The sequence below is a fragment of the Streptomyces justiciae genome (genome assembly GCF_015163075.1).
In the GTDB taxonomy this organism is placed as follows: domain Bacteria; phylum Actinomycetota; class Actinomycetes; order Streptomycetales; family Streptomycetaceae; genus Streptomyces; species Streptomyces justiciae.
Genome location: NZ_JADDXU010000002.1, coordinates 29651 through 45002, shown reverse-complemented (window position 1 = coordinate 45002; position 15352 = coordinate 29651). Strand labels below are relative to the sequence as shown.

The following is a 15352-nucleotide window of genomic DNA, read 5'->3' as shown; positions in this document are numbered from 1 at the left end:
CGGGGCGGTGTCACGGCCGGACAGGGCCGTGGCCGGGGTCGGCCGGCCCGTGCGCGTCCGTCTCGCCCCGCCGTCGCACCGGCCGCGCCAGCAACCCGCCCAGGAAGCCCGCGACCAGACCCCACAGCGCGCCCAGTCCGACCGCGGACCACACCTCGGGCTCGAGGAACAGCTCCCCGTTCAGGTCGCCGCCGAGGTCGCCGATGCCGAGGACCGACAGGCCGTAGTGGGCGGTGATGCGGCCGAGCAGGCAGATCATCAGGACCGTGAGCGCGAGGGCGACCGCCAGGTGCAGGGCGTGCTGCCAGGCGCGCATCCGGGCGGGGGAGCGGGCCGCCATCACGAACGCGGCGGCGAGCAGCAGCACCGCGTCGACGGCCACCAGCCACCACACCCTGCCGTCGTAGTCGGCGAGGGTGGACAGGTTCAGCGTGGCGGTGTCCTTCGAGCGCAGCACCTCGTCGAGGACGTGTGGCATCGGCAGCCCGAACGGACCCTCCACCCGGCCGTTCCAGGTCGCGCCGAGGCCCAGCGTCAAGGTCAGCCACACCAGGTTCGGCAGGCCGAGAAGGATCACGGCCAGGGTCTCCACCGCGTGACCGCGTGTGACCGCGACGACCAGGGCGATGACGATGCCGAGGGCCACATAGGCGAGCAGGAGCACGACCATCGCGTACGCCGCCGGCCGCACCGACGCCTGGAAGCGCAGCAGCCGGCCCGGCAGCGGCGCCCCGCGCGAGACCAGCAGCGCCAGCGCCAGCACCCCGGCCAGCCAGAGCAGGCCGAACAGCAGCGTCAGCGGGACGTCCGTCTTGAAGCCGACCTCCGGGGTGACGCCGAACAGGTCGCCGAGGTCGGAGAGCGCGCTCTCGCCGAGGGAGAGCGTGAAGGTCTGACGCGCCCCCAGGGCGAGGGCGATCAGGCCGAGCACCCACAGCACGGCGACCCGGGCCGCCCAGCCCGCCAGTTCCGTGGCGCCCGCCACCACGCGGTGCCGCAGCGGCCGTAGAAAACCCGCCGCGAGGACGAGGGCACCGGCCAGCGTGACCGACAGCGGGATCACCGTCAGACCCGCCTGGGTGTCGGCGAGGCCGCCGGCGTTCCCGGAGAGCTCGATCGTGCCGCCCACCGCGGTGACGACCGTCGCCGCGACGACCCGGAGGAACGCCCCGTCCGGCAGATCCGTCGCCCCCGCCGCCCACAGCCCCAGGGCCGCGGTCACGCCCATGACGAGGAGTCCGGACAGCACGGTGACGGCGGCCTGTACCCAGCCGTGCGGGGCAACGGCCTGGTCGGAGCGGGTTCTCGGGCTCACCCTGCCCACGCTAAGCAGCCCCCGGGGACGCCGCCCGCCGGGAGGGCCGTCCGCGTCGGCTTGCGAGCCGCACCGGACCGGAGCACACAATGGAATCGTCGTGGATAAAAGCGGCGTAAGCGTAGAAAAGCCGCATAGCCCCACGTCGGGAAGAAGGGCTCGTGAGCGCCGAACCTCCGTCCTCCGGCCGGCCCACCGGACCGCCCTCAGGTCCGCTGTCGGGTCCCTCCCAGCCGCCCTCGGGGCCGCCTTCGCAGCCCCCGGGCAGCAGCGGCGGGACGCCCTCGCCGGAACCGCACCGCCCCTGGTGGCGGTCGGTGCCGAGGGTCGCCGTGCTCGCCACCGCGGTCGTGGCCGCCGTGGTGCTGGCGCTCGTCTTCAGCCGCTCCGACGGCGGCGGGGGCGGCGGCACCGCCAAGGGCGGCGAGGTCTTCCTCCAGACCGCCTCCAAGACCGGCCCCGAACCCTTCACCGAGTCCACCGCGAACGACAGCTCCGCCCCGCCCGTCTCCCCCTCCCCGGCGACCGAGTCGGCCGCGACCAACGCGGTACGCGGCGTCGACGGCGGCGCACCCGGCCTCTACGGCGGCACCCGCAACGTCTCCAGCTGTGACGTGGAGGCCCAGATCAAGGCCCTCCAGGCGGCCCCCGCGAAGAACAACGCCTTCGCCTCCGTCGCCGGCGTCCAGCCGTCCCGCGTCCCCGCCTACCTGCGCGCGCTCACCCCCGTACAACTGCGCATGGACACCCGCGTCACCAACCACGGCTACCGCGACGGCGCCGCCACCAGCTACCAGGCCGTCCTCCAGGCCGGCACCGCCGTCCTCGTCGACAGCCGCGGCGTGCCCCGCGTCCGCTGCGCCTGCGGCAACCCGCTCACCCCGCCGGTCGCCCAGCAGACCACGCCGAAGCAGACCGGCGACAGATGGGCGTCGTACCGGCCCACGAACGTGGTCGTGGTCGCGCCGTCGATCACGGTCATCAACGTCTTCGTGATCTACGACCCCGACGAGAACGAGTGGATCGCCCGCCACCGCGGCGACACGGGTCACAAGGACCAGCACACCGTCCCACCGGTGAACCCCTCGCCGTCCGTGACCGTGACGACGCCGACACCTCCCACGACCCCGACGTCACCGTCCACCACGCCGCCCACCGGCCCGTCCTCCCCGGCACCGTGTGTGTCCACGGCCACCGGAACGCCCACCGGGACACCCACCGGTTCGGCGACCCCGTGTCCGCCGACGTCCGCGAGCCCGTCCTCGCCCACGCCGAGCTCCGCGCCGGTGGTTCCCGAACCGGAGACCACCGAACCGGCGACGCCGCAGGAGGACACGCCGGAAGAGCAGTCCTCGCTCGGCACCCCCGCCCCCGATGCCCCGGACGTGACATCACCGCCGGTGTGACCGACACGACCCGTTATGGGGACTGCGGCGCTTCACTCGGGGTACGAGCACTGGTGCAGCAGCGTCCGGCCAGTCCGGCTTCCGAGAGAGAAACGCATGATCGAGCACCTGGACGGGGCAGTGATACCGACTGGTTTCGACGTGCCCGTCGACCCACTCCGGCGGGCGGCCCACTACACGGGCGAACCGGGATGCATCGCCGAGGCCCGGCACTTCGCCGCGCACTTCCTCGACCAGCTCAGGACCGAGTGGTGCGCCGAGATCGGCGCCCGGGCCGACGACGAGGTGCTCCTGGTGGTGAGCGAGCTGGTCACCAACGCCGACCGGCACAGCAACGGGCCGTACATCCTGGATCTGGAGGGCACGGACGCCGCCGTGACCGTGTCCGTCTACGACAGCAGCGCCGCGCTGCCGCTGCGTTTCCCGAAGGACCCGGAACGGGTCGGCCGGCACGGCCTGGAGATCGTCCACGCGCTGGCGGCGGAGGTCACCGCCGAGCGCGTACCGGTCGGCAAGCGGGTCAGCGCGGTTCTCAGACTCGGCGAGAGGTGACCGCCGGAGCCGTCCCGGCAGGCCACCCCTCGCCCCGGTCCTCAGGCGCAGCCCAGCTCGCCCAGCATGCCCTCGCGCAACCGCGCGATGATCCGCTTGATCAGCCGGGACACATGCATCTGCGAACAGCCCAGCCGTTCGCCGATCTCCGCCTGGGTGGCCTCCTCCACGAACCGCAGATGGATGATCTGCCGGTCGCGGTCGCTGAGTTCGGCCATCAGCGGCGCGAGCGACTGGAAGTCCTCGACCAGCCGCAGTCCGTCCTCCTCGACGCCGATGAAGTCGGCGAGCACCGACTCGCCGTGCTCGGGCCCGTCGCCGGTGAGGGCGGCGTCCAGCGAGGCGGAGTTGTAGCCGTTGGAGGCGATCTGGCCCTCGACGACCTCGTCCTCGGAGATGTTCATCAAGGTGGCGAGTTCGGCCACCGTCGGCTCCCGGTCCAGCCTGCTGGCCAGCTCCTCGCGCGCCTTGGCCAGTTCCACCCGCAGCTCCTGGAGCCGCCGCGGCACGTGCACCGCCCAGGTGGTGTCCCGGAAGAACCGCTTGATCTCGCCGACGATGTAGGGCAGCGCGAAGGACGTGAACTCGACCTCCCGCGCGAGTTCGAACCGGTCGATGGCCTTGATCAGGCCGATCATGCCGGTCTGGACGATGTCCTCCATGTCGTCGCCGCGACCGCGGAAGCGGCCGGCGGCGAACCGCACGAGGGACATGTTCATCTCGATCAGCGTGTTGCGCGCGTACTGGTACTCGTGTGTGCCTTCCTCGACCTCCGTCAGGCGCTGGAAGAACTGGCGCGACAGCTCCCGCGCGTCACGCGGCGCGACGCTCCGCGGGTCCACGACTCCTGGCAGCGGTCCGTCACCCGTGCTGGTCCCGGCGGTCCTCTCGACGAGCTGTGCCTCCGACCCGGTCACGGCGGTGTCCATGTCCTCTCCCACGTCACGGTTTGACCAGCGGGCGACCCGCCGGTCCTCACTCAGCGCGTACCCCTGGTGGGGCAGGGCATGCCCGCGGCGCGGTGCCGGGACGGTGAGAAGGCGGTGGACGGCGGGTGTGGCGTGCGGCTCCTGCGCGCGTCTATGACGGACGTCACAGATCCACTGGTGACGATCCGGTGCGGGTGGCCGTGATCAGGTCGTGGAGGTAGCGCTTGGTGATGCGGCCGTCGTAGGCGGAGTCGATCAGCTCCCGGATGCAGGCCAGCAAGCCCTCGCGGCGCGCGGTGTCCAGCGCGCGGTGGTTCGAGTACGTGAGCAGGACGTCCAGGTACTCGTCGGTGGTGTACGTGATCTCCTGGAAGTACCGGGTCACCGCGACGTTCTCGAAACGCGGGCAGTGCTCGAACTCCTCGGTCGGTGGGGGGATCTCGTCCGCCTCCTTCAGGAGCAGACCGGGCGGTGTGGCCGGGTCCCAGCGCCGGTAGCACTGCTGGGAGCGGTGGAAGAACTCCGTGGTGCCGCCCGCCACATGGTCCGTGACGATCACGCCCAGCAGGCCGCCGGGCGCCAGCGCGTCCGCGGCCTTCTCCACACGCCGGGCCGGGTCGAGCCAGTGCCAAGCGGTCGCGCACACCATCAGGTCGAAGGGCTCGGCCGGCAGGGGCCAGTCGTCGAAGTCGGCTACTTCCACGGACACTTGGGGGAAGTCCCGCAGCCGTCGACGGGCCACGGCGGCCATGTCGGGGCCCAGCTCCACGGCCGTGACCTGGCCTCCGAACTGCGCCAGCGGCAGGGTGAGTTGACCGGTGCCGGGCGCCACCTCCAGGACGCGGCGTCCGGGGCCCAGAACGGACGCGCGGGCCAACTGGCCGACCAGGTCGGGCGGATACGTGGGCCGCGCCCGGTCGTAGAGTTCCGCGTCCTCGTTGAACGTCTCCCGCAGCGCCATGCCCGCACCTTTCGCTCTCCGCGATTCCACCCAGGGCAGAATGCTGATCCCTTCCCAAGCCGTCCAACGCTTTTAGGCTGGGAAGGTGAGCGAACAAGCGCCGAACCAAGCCCGCGTCATCCCGCTGCGCCCGATCCCGGGCCGCCCCGAGACCGCCCGCCCGTCCGCCGCCCACCCGGGAACCACCGGCCAGGGAACCACGCGCCCCGCGCCCGCCCGCACGTCCTCCGCCCGCCCCGCGACCACCCGCCCGGAGATCGCCGGTCCGGGAACTGCCCGGCGGCTGTCCGACAGTGCCGCACCGGTCCGCCCCGTCGCCGATCGGCCCGCCGGCTCGCCGCCCCCGAAGGAACCCCTGTGGCGGGACCTCGTCGGTGACGTGCTGCGGCGTGAACGGCTGGAGCAGGAGCGGACGTTGAAGGACGTCGCCGATGCCGCGCGGATCTCCATGCCCTACCTCTCCGAGGTGGAGCGGGGCCGCAAGGAAGCCTCGTCGGAGGTTCTCGCGGCCGCCGCCCAGGCCCTCGGCCTCGGACTCGGTGACCTGCTCGCGCGGGCCCAGGGCGAGCTGATCCGCCTCACCAGCCGGACGTCCACCGGAACCCGCCGGACGACGGCCTCGTCGTACGACGGCCTCTGCCTGGCCGCCTGACGCGCGCCCGGCGTCTCACACCGTCACGAGGCGCCGGCTGAGCACCTCGTCGGCCAGCCCGTACGCCACGGCCTCCTGTGCGGTGAAGAACTTGTCGCGGTCCATGTCGGCGCGCAGGGTGGCGATGTCGTGGTGGGTGTGCCGGGCGAGCACCTCCTCCACCTGCGCGCGGATCCTGATCATCTCCTTGGCCTGGAGCGCGAGGTCGGAGATCATGCCCCGGCTGCCGCCGCTGGCCGGCTGGCCGAGCAGCACACGCGCGTGCTCCAGCACGATCCGCCGCCCCGGGTCCCCGCCGGCGAGCAGCACGGCCGCCGTGGAGGCCGCCTGGCCGACGCAGACCGTCGAGATCGGCGCCTGGACGTACGTCATCGCGTCGTAGATCGCCATGAGCGAGGTGAACGAGCCGCCGGGGGAGTTGATGTAGATCGAGATCTCGTGGTCCGGCGCCGAGGACTCCAGATGGAGGAGTTGCGCGATGACGACGTTGGCCACGCCGTCGTCGATCTCGGTGCCGAGGAAGATGATCCGCTCCGACAGCAGCCGGCTGAACACGTCAGAGGTGCGCTCGCCGTGCGCGGTGCGCTCGACGACGTACGGAATCGTGTAGTTCCCCATGTCACAGCCCCATCCGTCGCTTCGAGGCGGCCGGGCGGACGTCCGCGAGGGACTCCAGGACCCGGTCCACCATGCCGTACTCCCTGGCCTCCTCGGCCGTGAACCAGCGGTCCCGGTCGCCGTCGTGGGCGATGGTCTCCGGCGTCTGGCCCGTGTTCTCGGCCAGCAGCCGCTCCATGGTCCGCTTGCTGTGGTCCAGGTTCTCCGCCTGGATCTCGATGTCGGCCGTGGTGCCGCCGATGCCCGCCGAGCCCTGGTGCATCATGATCCGCGCGTTGGGCAGCGCGTACCGCTTGCCGGGTGCGCCGGCGCAGAGCAGGAACTGCCCCATGCTGGCCGCGAACCCCATGGCGAGCGTGGACACGTCGTTCGGGATGAGCCGCATCGTGTCGTAGATGGCGAGGCCCGCGTACACCGAGCCGCCCGGGCTGTTGATGTACAGGCTGATGTCGGTGCGCGGGTCCTCGGCGGAGAGGATCAGCAGCTGCGAGCAGACGCGGTTCGCGGAGACCTCGTCGACCTGCGTGCCCAGCAGGACGATCCGCTGCCCGAGCAACTGAGCGGCCAGGTCGTCGTCGAACCGGGAGGGCGGGGTGTCGCCCTCCTCGGCCCGCGGCAGGAGCGGGGTGAGTGGAGTCATCGGTTCGCCTCCGTGCGGAGTGGTCGGGATGCCGTCGACTTCACTCTTGACCCCACCGGCCGCCCGTGGCCGATTTCTCTGCCCGTGGCAGATTCGCCACGGGCAGAGAAGCCGGTGGAGGGGCTCTGATCAGGCCTTTCCGCGCAGGATCAGGCCTTTTCGCGCAGCTGCCGGAAGAACGCCCGGACGTCCTCGACCAGCAGCTCCGGCTCCTCCAGCGCCGCGAAGTGCCCGCCGCGGTCGAGCTCCGTCCAGCGCACGATCGTGTCGGTGCGCTCCGCGTTCCGCCGCAGCGGGATCGAGATCTCGGCCGGGAAGACGGCCACCGCGGTGGGGACCGTCGACGGCTCGGTGGGCCGGGCCGCCCGCCCGGCCTGGGAGCGGGCGTTCTCGTAGTAGATGCGGGCGGCCGAACCGGCCGTCCCCGTCAGCCAGTACAGCATCACGTTCGTCAGCAGCCGGTCCCGGTCCACGGCCTCCTCCGGGTACCGCTCCGAGTCCGTCCACTCCTGGAACTTCTCGACGATCCAGGCGAGTTGGCCGACCGGCGAGTCGGTCAGGGCGTAGGCCAGGGTCTGCGGCCGGGTGGAGTGCAGGATTGCGTACCCGATCCCGTCACGCGACCAGGCGCTCCACCGGCGCCACGACTCCAGCGTGCGCTCCCGCTCCTCGGGCGTGAGCGCGGCGAGTTCCTCTTCCGTCGGCTCATGGGTGGCCTGCGCGCCCATCACCAGGTTGAGGTGGACGCCGACGACCCGGTCGGGACAGACCCGGCCCAGCGCACGGGAGATCGCCGAGCCCCAGTCACCGCCCTGCGCGCCGAACCGCTCGTAGCCCAGCCGCCGCATCAGCTCGTCCCAGGCACGGGCGATCCGGCCGACGTCCCAGCCGGTGTCCGCGGGCGGCCCGGACAGCCCGAAGCCGGGGATGCTCGGTACGACGACATGGAAGGCGTCGGCGGGATCGCCTCCGTGGGCCGCCGGATCGGTCAACGGGCCCACGATGTCCAGGAATTCGGCGATCGAACCCGGCCAGCCGTGCGTGACGATCAGCGGCGTGGCGTCCGGCTCGGGGGAGCGGACGTGGGCGAAGTGCACGGTCGACCCGTCGATGACGGTCGTGAACTGGGGCCACTCGTTGAGCTCCGCCTCGGCGGCCCGCCAGTCGTAGGAGTGCCGCCAGTGGTGGACGAGGTCGCGCAGATAGTCCGCCGGTACGCCGTACGCCCAGCCGGTCGCCGAGAGGTCGTCGGGCCAGCGGGTGCGGTCGAGGCGGGTGTGGAGGTCGTCGAGGTCGCTCTGCGGGATGTCGATGCGGTAGGGGCGGACGGTCTCCGCGCTGCCTTCCGTGGGAGCTGACGTCATGGTGCGGATCGTAGGCCGGACGGGGCAGTCAGGCGTACGACCGATGAGTTTCGCGGCATGGATCGGTCCACACCCACGACAGCGATTCCACGCCCCAGGAGGAACCCATGGCGACCGACGGTTTCACCACGTGTCTCTGGTTCGACGGCAATGCCGAGGAAGCCGCGCACCACTACGTCTCGATCTTCAAGAACTCCAGCATCGGCTCGATCGCCCGGGTCAACGAGGGCGGCATCGGCGAGCCCGGCTCCGTGATGGCCGTGGACTTCACGGCCAACGGCCACAAGTTCGTCGCCCTGAACGGCGGACCGCAGTTCAAGTTCACCGAGGCGATCTCCTTCCAGATCTTCTGCGAGAGCCAGGAGGAGATCGACTACTACTGGGCCAAGCTCACCGAGAACGGCGGCGAGCCCGGCCCCTGCGGCTGGCTCAAGGACAAGTACGGCGTGTCCTGGCAGGTCGTCCCGGACAACCTGATCGCCATGGTCAGCGACCCGGACCCGGCGAAGGCGGTCCGGGTGACGAAGGCGTTCATGGCGATGGGCAAGTTCGACAAGGCCGAGCTGGAGCGGGTCTACGCCGGCGAGTGAGCGTCAGCCGGCGGCGGCCCGGCCGATCACGCGGGTGATCTCCCGCGCGATCCGCAGGATGCCGGGCGAGCGGACCGGACAGGGCTTCGGCGTGGCCGTCGTCGGCGCCAGGCAGAAGTGCAGATAGTCCTTGTCGAGGTGCAGGGCGGTCCGGTCCCGGCCCGGCTGGGTGCAGTAGGCGGGGTGCTCGTGCTCGTAGGTGTCGCACGGCAGGTACTGCACCCAGGTGTAGCGGGCGCCGGCCGCGCTCACCCGGGCCCCGGCGTCCGCGACGACGTCCCCGGTGGCGGCGGCCTGCTGCTCGTACAGCTCGTTGACGCGCCGGACCCGGTCGGGGGTGATCGGGTCCGGGCCCTGCGCCACCCACACGATCCGCGGCCGCGCGGCACCGCCCGCGGCGGCGATCTGCTCGGTCAGCCGGGACATGTCGGCCCGGTACCGCTTGTAGTACGTCGTCGGGTCGTCGGCGTGGGTGATGCCGTCCATGCACCACGTGTAGCCCCACGCGTTGCCCCAGAACTGCAGCACCACGAAGTCCGGGTGCAGCGACCGCACGAGCGCGGCCGCCTTGTGGCCGTCCGGTACGAGGGACTTCGCGCCGGTGCCCTCCAGGTAGTCGCAGACCGTCGTCCCCGAGTACGGACGGCTCGTGTAGTCGGCCCGCAGATCCCGGCGCAGCTCCTGGCCGAGCACCTTCTGCGCCTCCATCGCGAGGGAGTCCCCGAGATAGAGCACCTTCGGTGGCTCGGCGGGGACGGTGGCGCTGGGGCTGGCGGCGGCACGCTGATGCGTGGTGCCGACCGCCGGCGACGGCGGGGCCGCCTCCGGTCCGGACTCCGGGTCCCCGCACGCGCCGAGCAGCACCCCGGCCAGCAGCAGTCCCACGATCCACGGCTTGCGCATGCGGCAACTCCCGCCCCGGACACCGAAATCGGCTCCCCAGGCAAGCACAGCAGGGCACAAGGCGGAAGACGTACGCCGGTCACGCCCGGTCGGGATCCTCCAGCAGGTCGATGAGGTCGTTGAGCGGCAGCGGCTTGGCCAGGTGCGCGTCGAAGCCCGCCGTACGGGACCGGGCGCGGTCGGTGCCCCGGCTGAATCCGGACACCGCGATCAACCGCACCCGGTCCCCGTGCGGCCGGGCCCGGATCGTGCGGGCGACCGTGTAGCCGTCGACGTCGGGCAGACCCAGGTCGCACAGGACGACGTCGAAGAGGCCGTCCTCGGTGGCGGTGAGCGCGTCGGCGCCCGTGTGCACGGCGGTGACATGGTGGCCCTGCCGCTGGAGCAGGGTGCGGTAGGTCAGGGCCAGGTCGGCGTTGTCCTCCACGATCAGGATGGACAGCTGACGCCGGGCCGGGCGCACCACCACGGGCCGGGGCGGCTCCGGTGCCGTCGGGTCCGCGACAGGCAGCAGCACCGTGAACGCCGCGCCGCGGCCCGGGCCTTCGCTGTGCGCGCTGATCCGGCCCCCGTGCAGCTCGACCACCGTCCGTGCGACGGCCAGGCCGAGGCCCAGGCCTTCCGGTGTGTCGGGACCGGCCGGGGCCGCCCGCGTGAACACCCCGAACAGGTCCTCGGCCTGGGCGGGGTCGAAACCGATGCCATCGTCCCGGACGGTCAGCCGGGCCCCGCCGTCGTCGGCGTGCAGTGCGACCTCGGTGCGGCCGCCCGGCGGCGTGTACTTGAGCGCGTTCGACAGCAGGTTCGTCAGCACCTGCGCCAGCCGCAGCCGGTCGCCGTCCACCACCACCGGCGCCGCCGGAAGCCCCACGTCCAGCTTGCGGCCCTCGTGCCCGAACAAGCCACGGATGTCGGCGCACGCGCTCTCCACCACCGACCGCACGTCGACCCGCTCGCGCACCAGCTCCAGCCGTCCGGTGAGCGCCCGGGTGCCGTCGAGCAGGTCGTTGCTCATGCGCACCAGCGTGCCCAGCTGCCGCTCCAGCACGGACAGCGCCGGATGACCGTCGGGCATGTCGAGCGCCAGCAGTTCCGTGGCCGCGGTCGCCGCGGCGAGCGGGTTGCGCAGCTCGTGCGAGAGCGTGGCGATGAACCGGTCCTTGGCCTGCTGCTCCTCCCGCAGCCGACGCCCGGCCGCGTCCAGCTCCGCGTTGACGCGGCGCAGCTGCTCGTTGACCTCGCGGATCTCCCGGGCCCGCACGAACAGGTCGATCTCCATGCCCTCGGCCCGCATCTGCGCCTCGGCGGCCACCCGCCGCTGCTCCCGCCCCACCCGGCGCACATGCACGAACTCCGTGACGTCCTCGACCCGGTGGATGACGTGCGTGACCCGCCCGTCCGCGTCCAGGACCGGGGTGTTGACCGGGCTCCAGTACTTCTCGTCGAAGCCGCCCGCCTCGCCCGTGGGGATGTCGTACCGCTGGAGCGGCATGGTGTCGGTACGGCCCGTCGCCACCACCGTCTCCAGCGAACGCCGCAGGTTGGCGACGCCGTCAGCCGTCGGGTCGTCCGGGTTGTCGGGGAACACCTCGAAGATCCGCTGCCCGACGATGGCGCGCTCGGTCCTGGTCGCCGTCAGGTAGGCGCGGTTGACCTCGACGATGGTGAAGTCGGGGGTGAGGATCAGCAGCGGCGACAGAGTGGCGTCGAAGAGGCGCCGGAAGTCCAGGGTCTCGGGCATGGCGGCTCTCCGGAGCAGGTCAGGGGTCCAGTCGGTAGCCGTAGCCGCGGACGGTCGTGATCCGCGGCGCGGGTACGGGCAGCCGGGCGAGCTTGCCGCGCAGCCGGTAGACGTGCTCGATGACGGTGGCGGGCTGCTGCCAGGACGCGCCCCAGATGCGCTCCAGGAGCTGCTCCGCCGAGAAGACCCGGCCGGGCGCGGCGGCCAGCATCTCCAGCAGCGCGTACTCCTTGGGCCGCAGCACCAGCAGGAACCCCTCGCAGGACGCCTGGCGGGCGGCCGTGTCGATACGGAGCGGGCCGATCTGGAACACGGCCGGCGTCTCCGGCGGCTGCGAGCGGCGCAGCACGGCGCGGATACGGGCCACCAGCTCCCGCTGCGAGAACGGCTTGACCAGGTAGTCGTCCGCCCCGATCTCCAGGCCCGCCACCCGGTCGGCCTCCGCACCCCGGCCGGTGATCACGATGACGGGGAGCCGGCTGGTGGAGCGCAGCGCCCGCAGCAGCTCCAGGCCACTGCCGTCGGGCAGGCCCAGATCGAGGACGGCCAGGTCGATGCCGCCCTCGTGCAGCGCGGCCTTGCCGGCGCGGGCGTCCATGGCCCAGGTGACGGTGAAACCGGCCCGCTCCAGATAGGAACGGCACATCAGTGCGAAGTCGGAGTCGTCCTCGATCAAGGCGAGGTGCGGACGCATGCCGCATCACCCGGCCCAACTGCCGTCCGCTCGTTGTGGCACCGGTGAGCGGGCGTTGATGCCCCGACCATGTGGCGAAGGTAGAACAGTAAATGCCCACGGTTCAAGGGGGAGCCGCCCAGGGGGAGTTCCGGAGCGGGTGCGCGCGGTGCGGGGATGACGACATCACCGCCCGCGCCCGCTCCGGAACATGGCGTCCGGGGCGCACGGTGGGCAGGGCACGGGGACGGACGGCTCGCACGAGAACACGCTGGAGCCGCTCGGCCCTGCCTACCGGGCCCCGGCCGGGGAGCACGCGCCCGCTGTCACGCTCACCGATGCCTTGGTGAGGGCGGCGGGCGGTGTCAGGCGGGGCCGCCCGTCGACTCCCGTGCCACCACCGTGAAACGGCTGACGAACTCCTCCGGCTCCGGACGGGCGCCGGTCCGCTCGATCCGCCGGACCAGGAGACTGACGGCGCGCTCGGCCATCGTGTCGTGGTCGGGGTCGACGGTGGACAGGGAGGGCACCAGGAAGCCGCTCTCGGGGACGTCGTCGAAGCCCATCACCTTGACCTGCTCCGGTACCCGGACCCCGGCGTCGGCCAGGCCGCGCAGCACCCCCATGGCCACGGTGTCGGTCACGCAGAAGACCCCGTCGAAGTCGAGACCGCTCTCCACCATGTCCCGGGCGCAGCGCGCCCCCTCGGCCATGGAGAAGGCCGCCAGGCGTCGGTGCAGCTCCGGGCCCGGGGGCAGGCCGGCCTCCGCCAGGGCCTGCCGGTAGCCGGTGTGGCGCAGGCTCGACACGTCGACCTCCTCGCCGACCGTGCCGCTCACGAACGCGATGCGCCGGCAGCCCCGTTCCACGAGGTGACGGGTGGCCGCCCGGGAGGCCTCGACGTTGGGCATGGCCACGTGGTCCACCGGGCCGCCGAAGATCCGCTCGCCCAGGATGACCACCGGGTGGTCCATGGTCAGCCACTCGGTGTCCTGCGGTCCCATGCCCACCGTGCTGAGGATGAGCCCGTCGTAGAGGCGGTTGCGGGACAGGGCCAGCGCCTCGAGTTCGCTGTCCCGCAGGGCGTAGGTCTGCTCGATGGCGACCCGCAGGCCGCGCGGCGCGGCCGCGGCGATGATGGCCGCGGCCAGCCGGCCGTAGTAGGGGCTGTCGACCTCCGGGACGGCCAGGCCGATGGTGCCCGTACGGCCCTTGCGGAGGTTGCGGGCGGAGACGTTGACGCGGTAGTCGAGGCGGGCCATGGCCTGGAGGACCTTCTCCCGGGTCGCCTCGCTCACCTTGGGATGACCGTTGATGACGTTGGACACCGTCATCGCCGAGACACCGGCCGCCCGGGCCACGTCCTGCATGGTCGCCATGGTCACCCCCTGTTCTGTGCTGCCGAGGTCCGCCGGACCATTACATCCCGGCCCTGCCCCCTCGTGAGCGGCAGGGCCGGGGCGCGGGTCAGGTCAGCGGGGCCTGGACGGTGACGAAGGAGTGGGGCGGCAGGGTCAGTTCGAGCCCCCGGTCGGTTGTCTTGAGGTCGTCGAAGGGGCGCGGGGCGACCGTCTCCGGTGTGCCGGGGGCGTTGTGGTCCTGGAGCCGGTCGGCGGTGAGGATACGGGCGGTCGTCGCGCCGAGGCCGCCGCCGCGCAGGTCGAGCGTCACCCGGGCCGGTGCCTCCGCGTCGAGGTTGGAGAGCGAGATGAGCACCGTGCCGTCCTTGACGCTGGCGGAGGCGGACAGGCGCCCCTGTTCCGTGTCCTCGCCCCGCAGGTGGACGGTGAGTGAACTGGCGTCCTGGTGGCCCTTGTTCATCTCGAAGACGTGGTAGGTCGGGGTCAGCACCAGGCTGTCGCCGTCGGTGAGGATCATCGCCTGGAGGACGTTGACGGTCTGCGCGATGTTGGCCATGTGCAGCCGCGCCGCGTGCTTGTGGAAGATGTCGAAGTGGACGCTCGCGACCAGTGCGTCCCGCAGGGTGTTCTGCTGGAACAGGAACCCGGGGTTGGTGCCCGGCTCCACGTCCCACCAGGTGCCCCACTCGTCCAGCACCAGCCCCACCGTGCGGCCGGGATCGTAGACGTCCATGACGGTGGAGTGGCCGGTGAGGATGCGGTCGATCTTCTGGGCCGCCGCCATCGTGCGGTAGTAGTCGTCGGTGTCGAAGTCGGTGGCGCTGCCCTTGGCCTCCCAGGGGCCGGCGAGCGTGTAGTAGTGCACGGACAGGCCCTGGAAGAAGTTCTTCGGGGTGGCCTCGCAGCCGAAGCAGCTGATCTGCTGCATCAGCGTCTCGGTCCACTTGTAGTCGGCGTCCGAGGCGCCCGAGGCGATCCGGTACAGCTTGTTCTCGCCGTGGTCGCGGCAGTACGTGGCGTACTGGCGGGCCAGGTCGGCGGAGTACTCGGCGCGCATGTTGCCGCCGCAGCCCCAGGTCTCGTTGCCGATGCCCCAGAACCTGACCCGCCACGGTTCCTCACGCCCGTTGGCCTTGCGCAACCGCACCATGGGGCTGTCGCCGTCGCGGGTGAGGTACTCCACCCACTCGCTCATCTCCTGCACGGTGCCCGAGCCGACGTTGCCGCTGATGTACGGCTCGGCGCCCAGCAGTTCGCACAGGGCCATGAACTCGTGGGTGCCGAAGTGGTTGTTCTCCTCGACGTTGCCCCAGTGCGTGTTGACCATCCGGGGCCGCTGCTCGCGCGGGCCGATGCCGTCCTTCCAGTGGTACTCGTCGGCGAAACACCCGCCGGGCCAGCGCAGGTTGGGGATGTTCAGGGCGCGCAGGGCCTCGACGACGTCGAGGCGGATACCGCCCTCGTTGGGGATGGGCGAGTCCTCGCCGACCCAGAAACCGCCGTAGACGCAGCGGCCGAGGTGCTCGGCGAAGTGGCCGTAGAGATGCCGGCTGATCGTCGGACCCTCGAGGTCGAGGTTGATGACGGCAGTGGTGTCTGACACTAGATGCACTCCAGGACGAGGCCGTGTTTATCGTTAAAATCGCC

General features: G+C 71.7%; 15 protein-coding genes. 4 read left to right on the top strand and 11 right to left on the bottom strand.

Features of this window, described 5'->3' with window-relative positions; genetic code table 11:
* Positions 1–10: 10 nt before the first annotated feature.
* The gene (locus tag IQ210_RS04360; RefSeq protein ID WP_194077187.1) at positions 11–1315 is read right to left on the bottom strand and encodes a streptophobe family protein; all 1305 of its coding nucleotides are present in this window, start codon (positions 1313–1315) and stop codon (positions 11–13) included.
* Between the two features lie 161 nt (positions 1316–1476).
* Between IQ210_RS04360 and IQ210_RS04355 the strand changes: the two genes are divergently transcribed.
* The gene (locus IQ210_RS04355) at positions 1477–2721 is read left to right on the top strand and encodes a DUF6777 domain-containing protein (protein WP_194077186.1); all 1245 of its coding nucleotides are present in this window, start codon (positions 1477–1479) and stop codon (positions 2719–2721) included.
* A 96-nt stretch (positions 2722–2817) separates the two neighbouring features.
* The gene (locus IQ210_RS04350) at positions 2818–3273 is read left to right on the top strand and encodes an ATP-binding protein (protein WP_194077185.1); all 456 of its coding nucleotides are present in this window, start codon (positions 2818–2820) and stop codon (positions 3271–3273) included.
* A gap of 41 nt (positions 3274–3314) precedes the next feature.
* Here the strand turns inward: IQ210_RS04350 and IQ210_RS04345 are convergent, their stop codons facing one another.
* A complete protein-coding gene (locus IQ210_RS04345; protein ID WP_194077183.1) occupies positions 3315–4202 on the bottom strand; it encodes an RNA polymerase sigma factor SigF in 888 nt (295 codons plus the stop codon).
* 163 nt (positions 4203–4365) lie between these two features.
* The gene (locus IQ210_RS04340) at positions 4366–5163 is read right to left on the bottom strand and encodes a class I SAM-dependent methyltransferase (protein WP_194077181.1); all 798 of its coding nucleotides are present in this window, start codon (positions 5161–5163) and stop codon (positions 4366–4368) included.
* Positions 5164–5248: 85 nt separating this feature from the next.
* On the opposite strand from IQ210_RS04340, the gene IQ210_RS04335 reads away from it, so the two are divergent.
* Positions 5249–5815 (top strand): helix-turn-helix domain-containing protein, encoded by a 567-nt coding sequence (locus IQ210_RS04335; RefSeq protein WP_194077180.1) that lies wholly within the window; start codon positions 5249–5251, stop codon positions 5813–5815.
* A gap of 15 nt (positions 5816–5830) precedes the next feature.
* On the opposite strand, the gene IQ210_RS04330 is transcribed toward IQ210_RS04335, so the two are convergent.
* From IQ210_RS04330 to IQ210_RS04320, 3 genes are all read right to left on the bottom strand, one after another.
* Positions 5831–6433: a ClpP family protease gene (locus IQ210_RS04330; protein WP_194077179.1), complete on the bottom strand. Its 603-nt coding sequence runs from the start codon at positions 6431–6433 to the stop codon at positions 5831–5833.
* Between the two features lies 1 nt (position 6434).
* On the bottom strand, positions 6435–7073 hold the full coding sequence (locus IQ210_RS04325) for a ClpP family protease (RefSeq protein ID WP_059197082.1): 639 nt from the start codon (positions 7071–7073) through the stop codon (positions 6435–6437).
* A 149-nt stretch (positions 7074–7222) separates the two neighbouring features.
* Positions 7223–8437 carry an epoxide hydrolase family protein gene (locus IQ210_RS04320; protein ID WP_194077178.1) on the bottom strand — a complete coding sequence of 405 codons (1215 nt, stop codon included), beginning with the start codon at positions 8435–8437 and terminating at the stop codon, positions 7223–7225.
* A 107-nt stretch (positions 8438–8544) separates the two neighbouring features.
* On the opposite strand from IQ210_RS04320, the gene IQ210_RS04315 reads away from it, so the two are divergent.
* Positions 8545–9027, top strand: a complete 483-nt coding sequence (locus IQ210_RS04315) for a VOC family protein (protein ID WP_194077177.1) — start codon at positions 8545–8547, stop codon at positions 9025–9027.
* 3 nt (positions 9028–9030) lie between these two features.
* Here the strand turns inward: IQ210_RS04315 and IQ210_RS04310 are convergent, their stop codons facing one another.
* From IQ210_RS04310 to IQ210_RS48170, 5 genes are all read right to left on the bottom strand, one after another.
* Positions 9031–9930: an SGNH/GDSL hydrolase family protein gene (locus tag IQ210_RS04310; protein WP_194077176.1), complete on the bottom strand. Its 900-nt coding sequence runs from the start codon at positions 9928–9930 to the stop codon at positions 9031–9033.
* Between the two features lie 79 nt (positions 9931–10009).
* Positions 10010–11671, bottom strand: coding sequence for a hybrid sensor histidine kinase/response regulator (locus tag IQ210_RS04305; RefSeq protein ID WP_194077175.1), 1662 nt, complete (start codon positions 11669–11671; stop codon positions 10010–10012).
* Between the two features lie 19 nt (positions 11672–11690).
* The gene (locus IQ210_RS04300; RefSeq protein ID WP_194077174.1) at positions 11691–12365 is read right to left on the bottom strand and encodes a response regulator transcription factor; all 675 of its coding nucleotides are present in this window, start codon (positions 12363–12365) and stop codon (positions 11691–11693) included.
* Between the two features lie 344 nt (positions 12366–12709).
* On the bottom strand, positions 12710–13723 hold the full coding sequence (locus IQ210_RS04295; RefSeq protein ID WP_194077173.1) for a LacI family DNA-binding transcriptional regulator: 1014 nt from the start codon (positions 13721–13723) through the stop codon (positions 12710–12712).
* Between the two features lie 88 nt (positions 13724–13811).
* Positions 13812–15308 (bottom strand): alpha-N-arabinofuranosidase, encoded by a 1497-nt coding sequence (locus IQ210_RS48170; RefSeq protein WP_194077171.1) that lies wholly within the window; start codon positions 15306–15308, stop codon positions 13812–13814.
* Between the last annotated feature and the right edge of the window lie 44 nt (positions 15309–15352).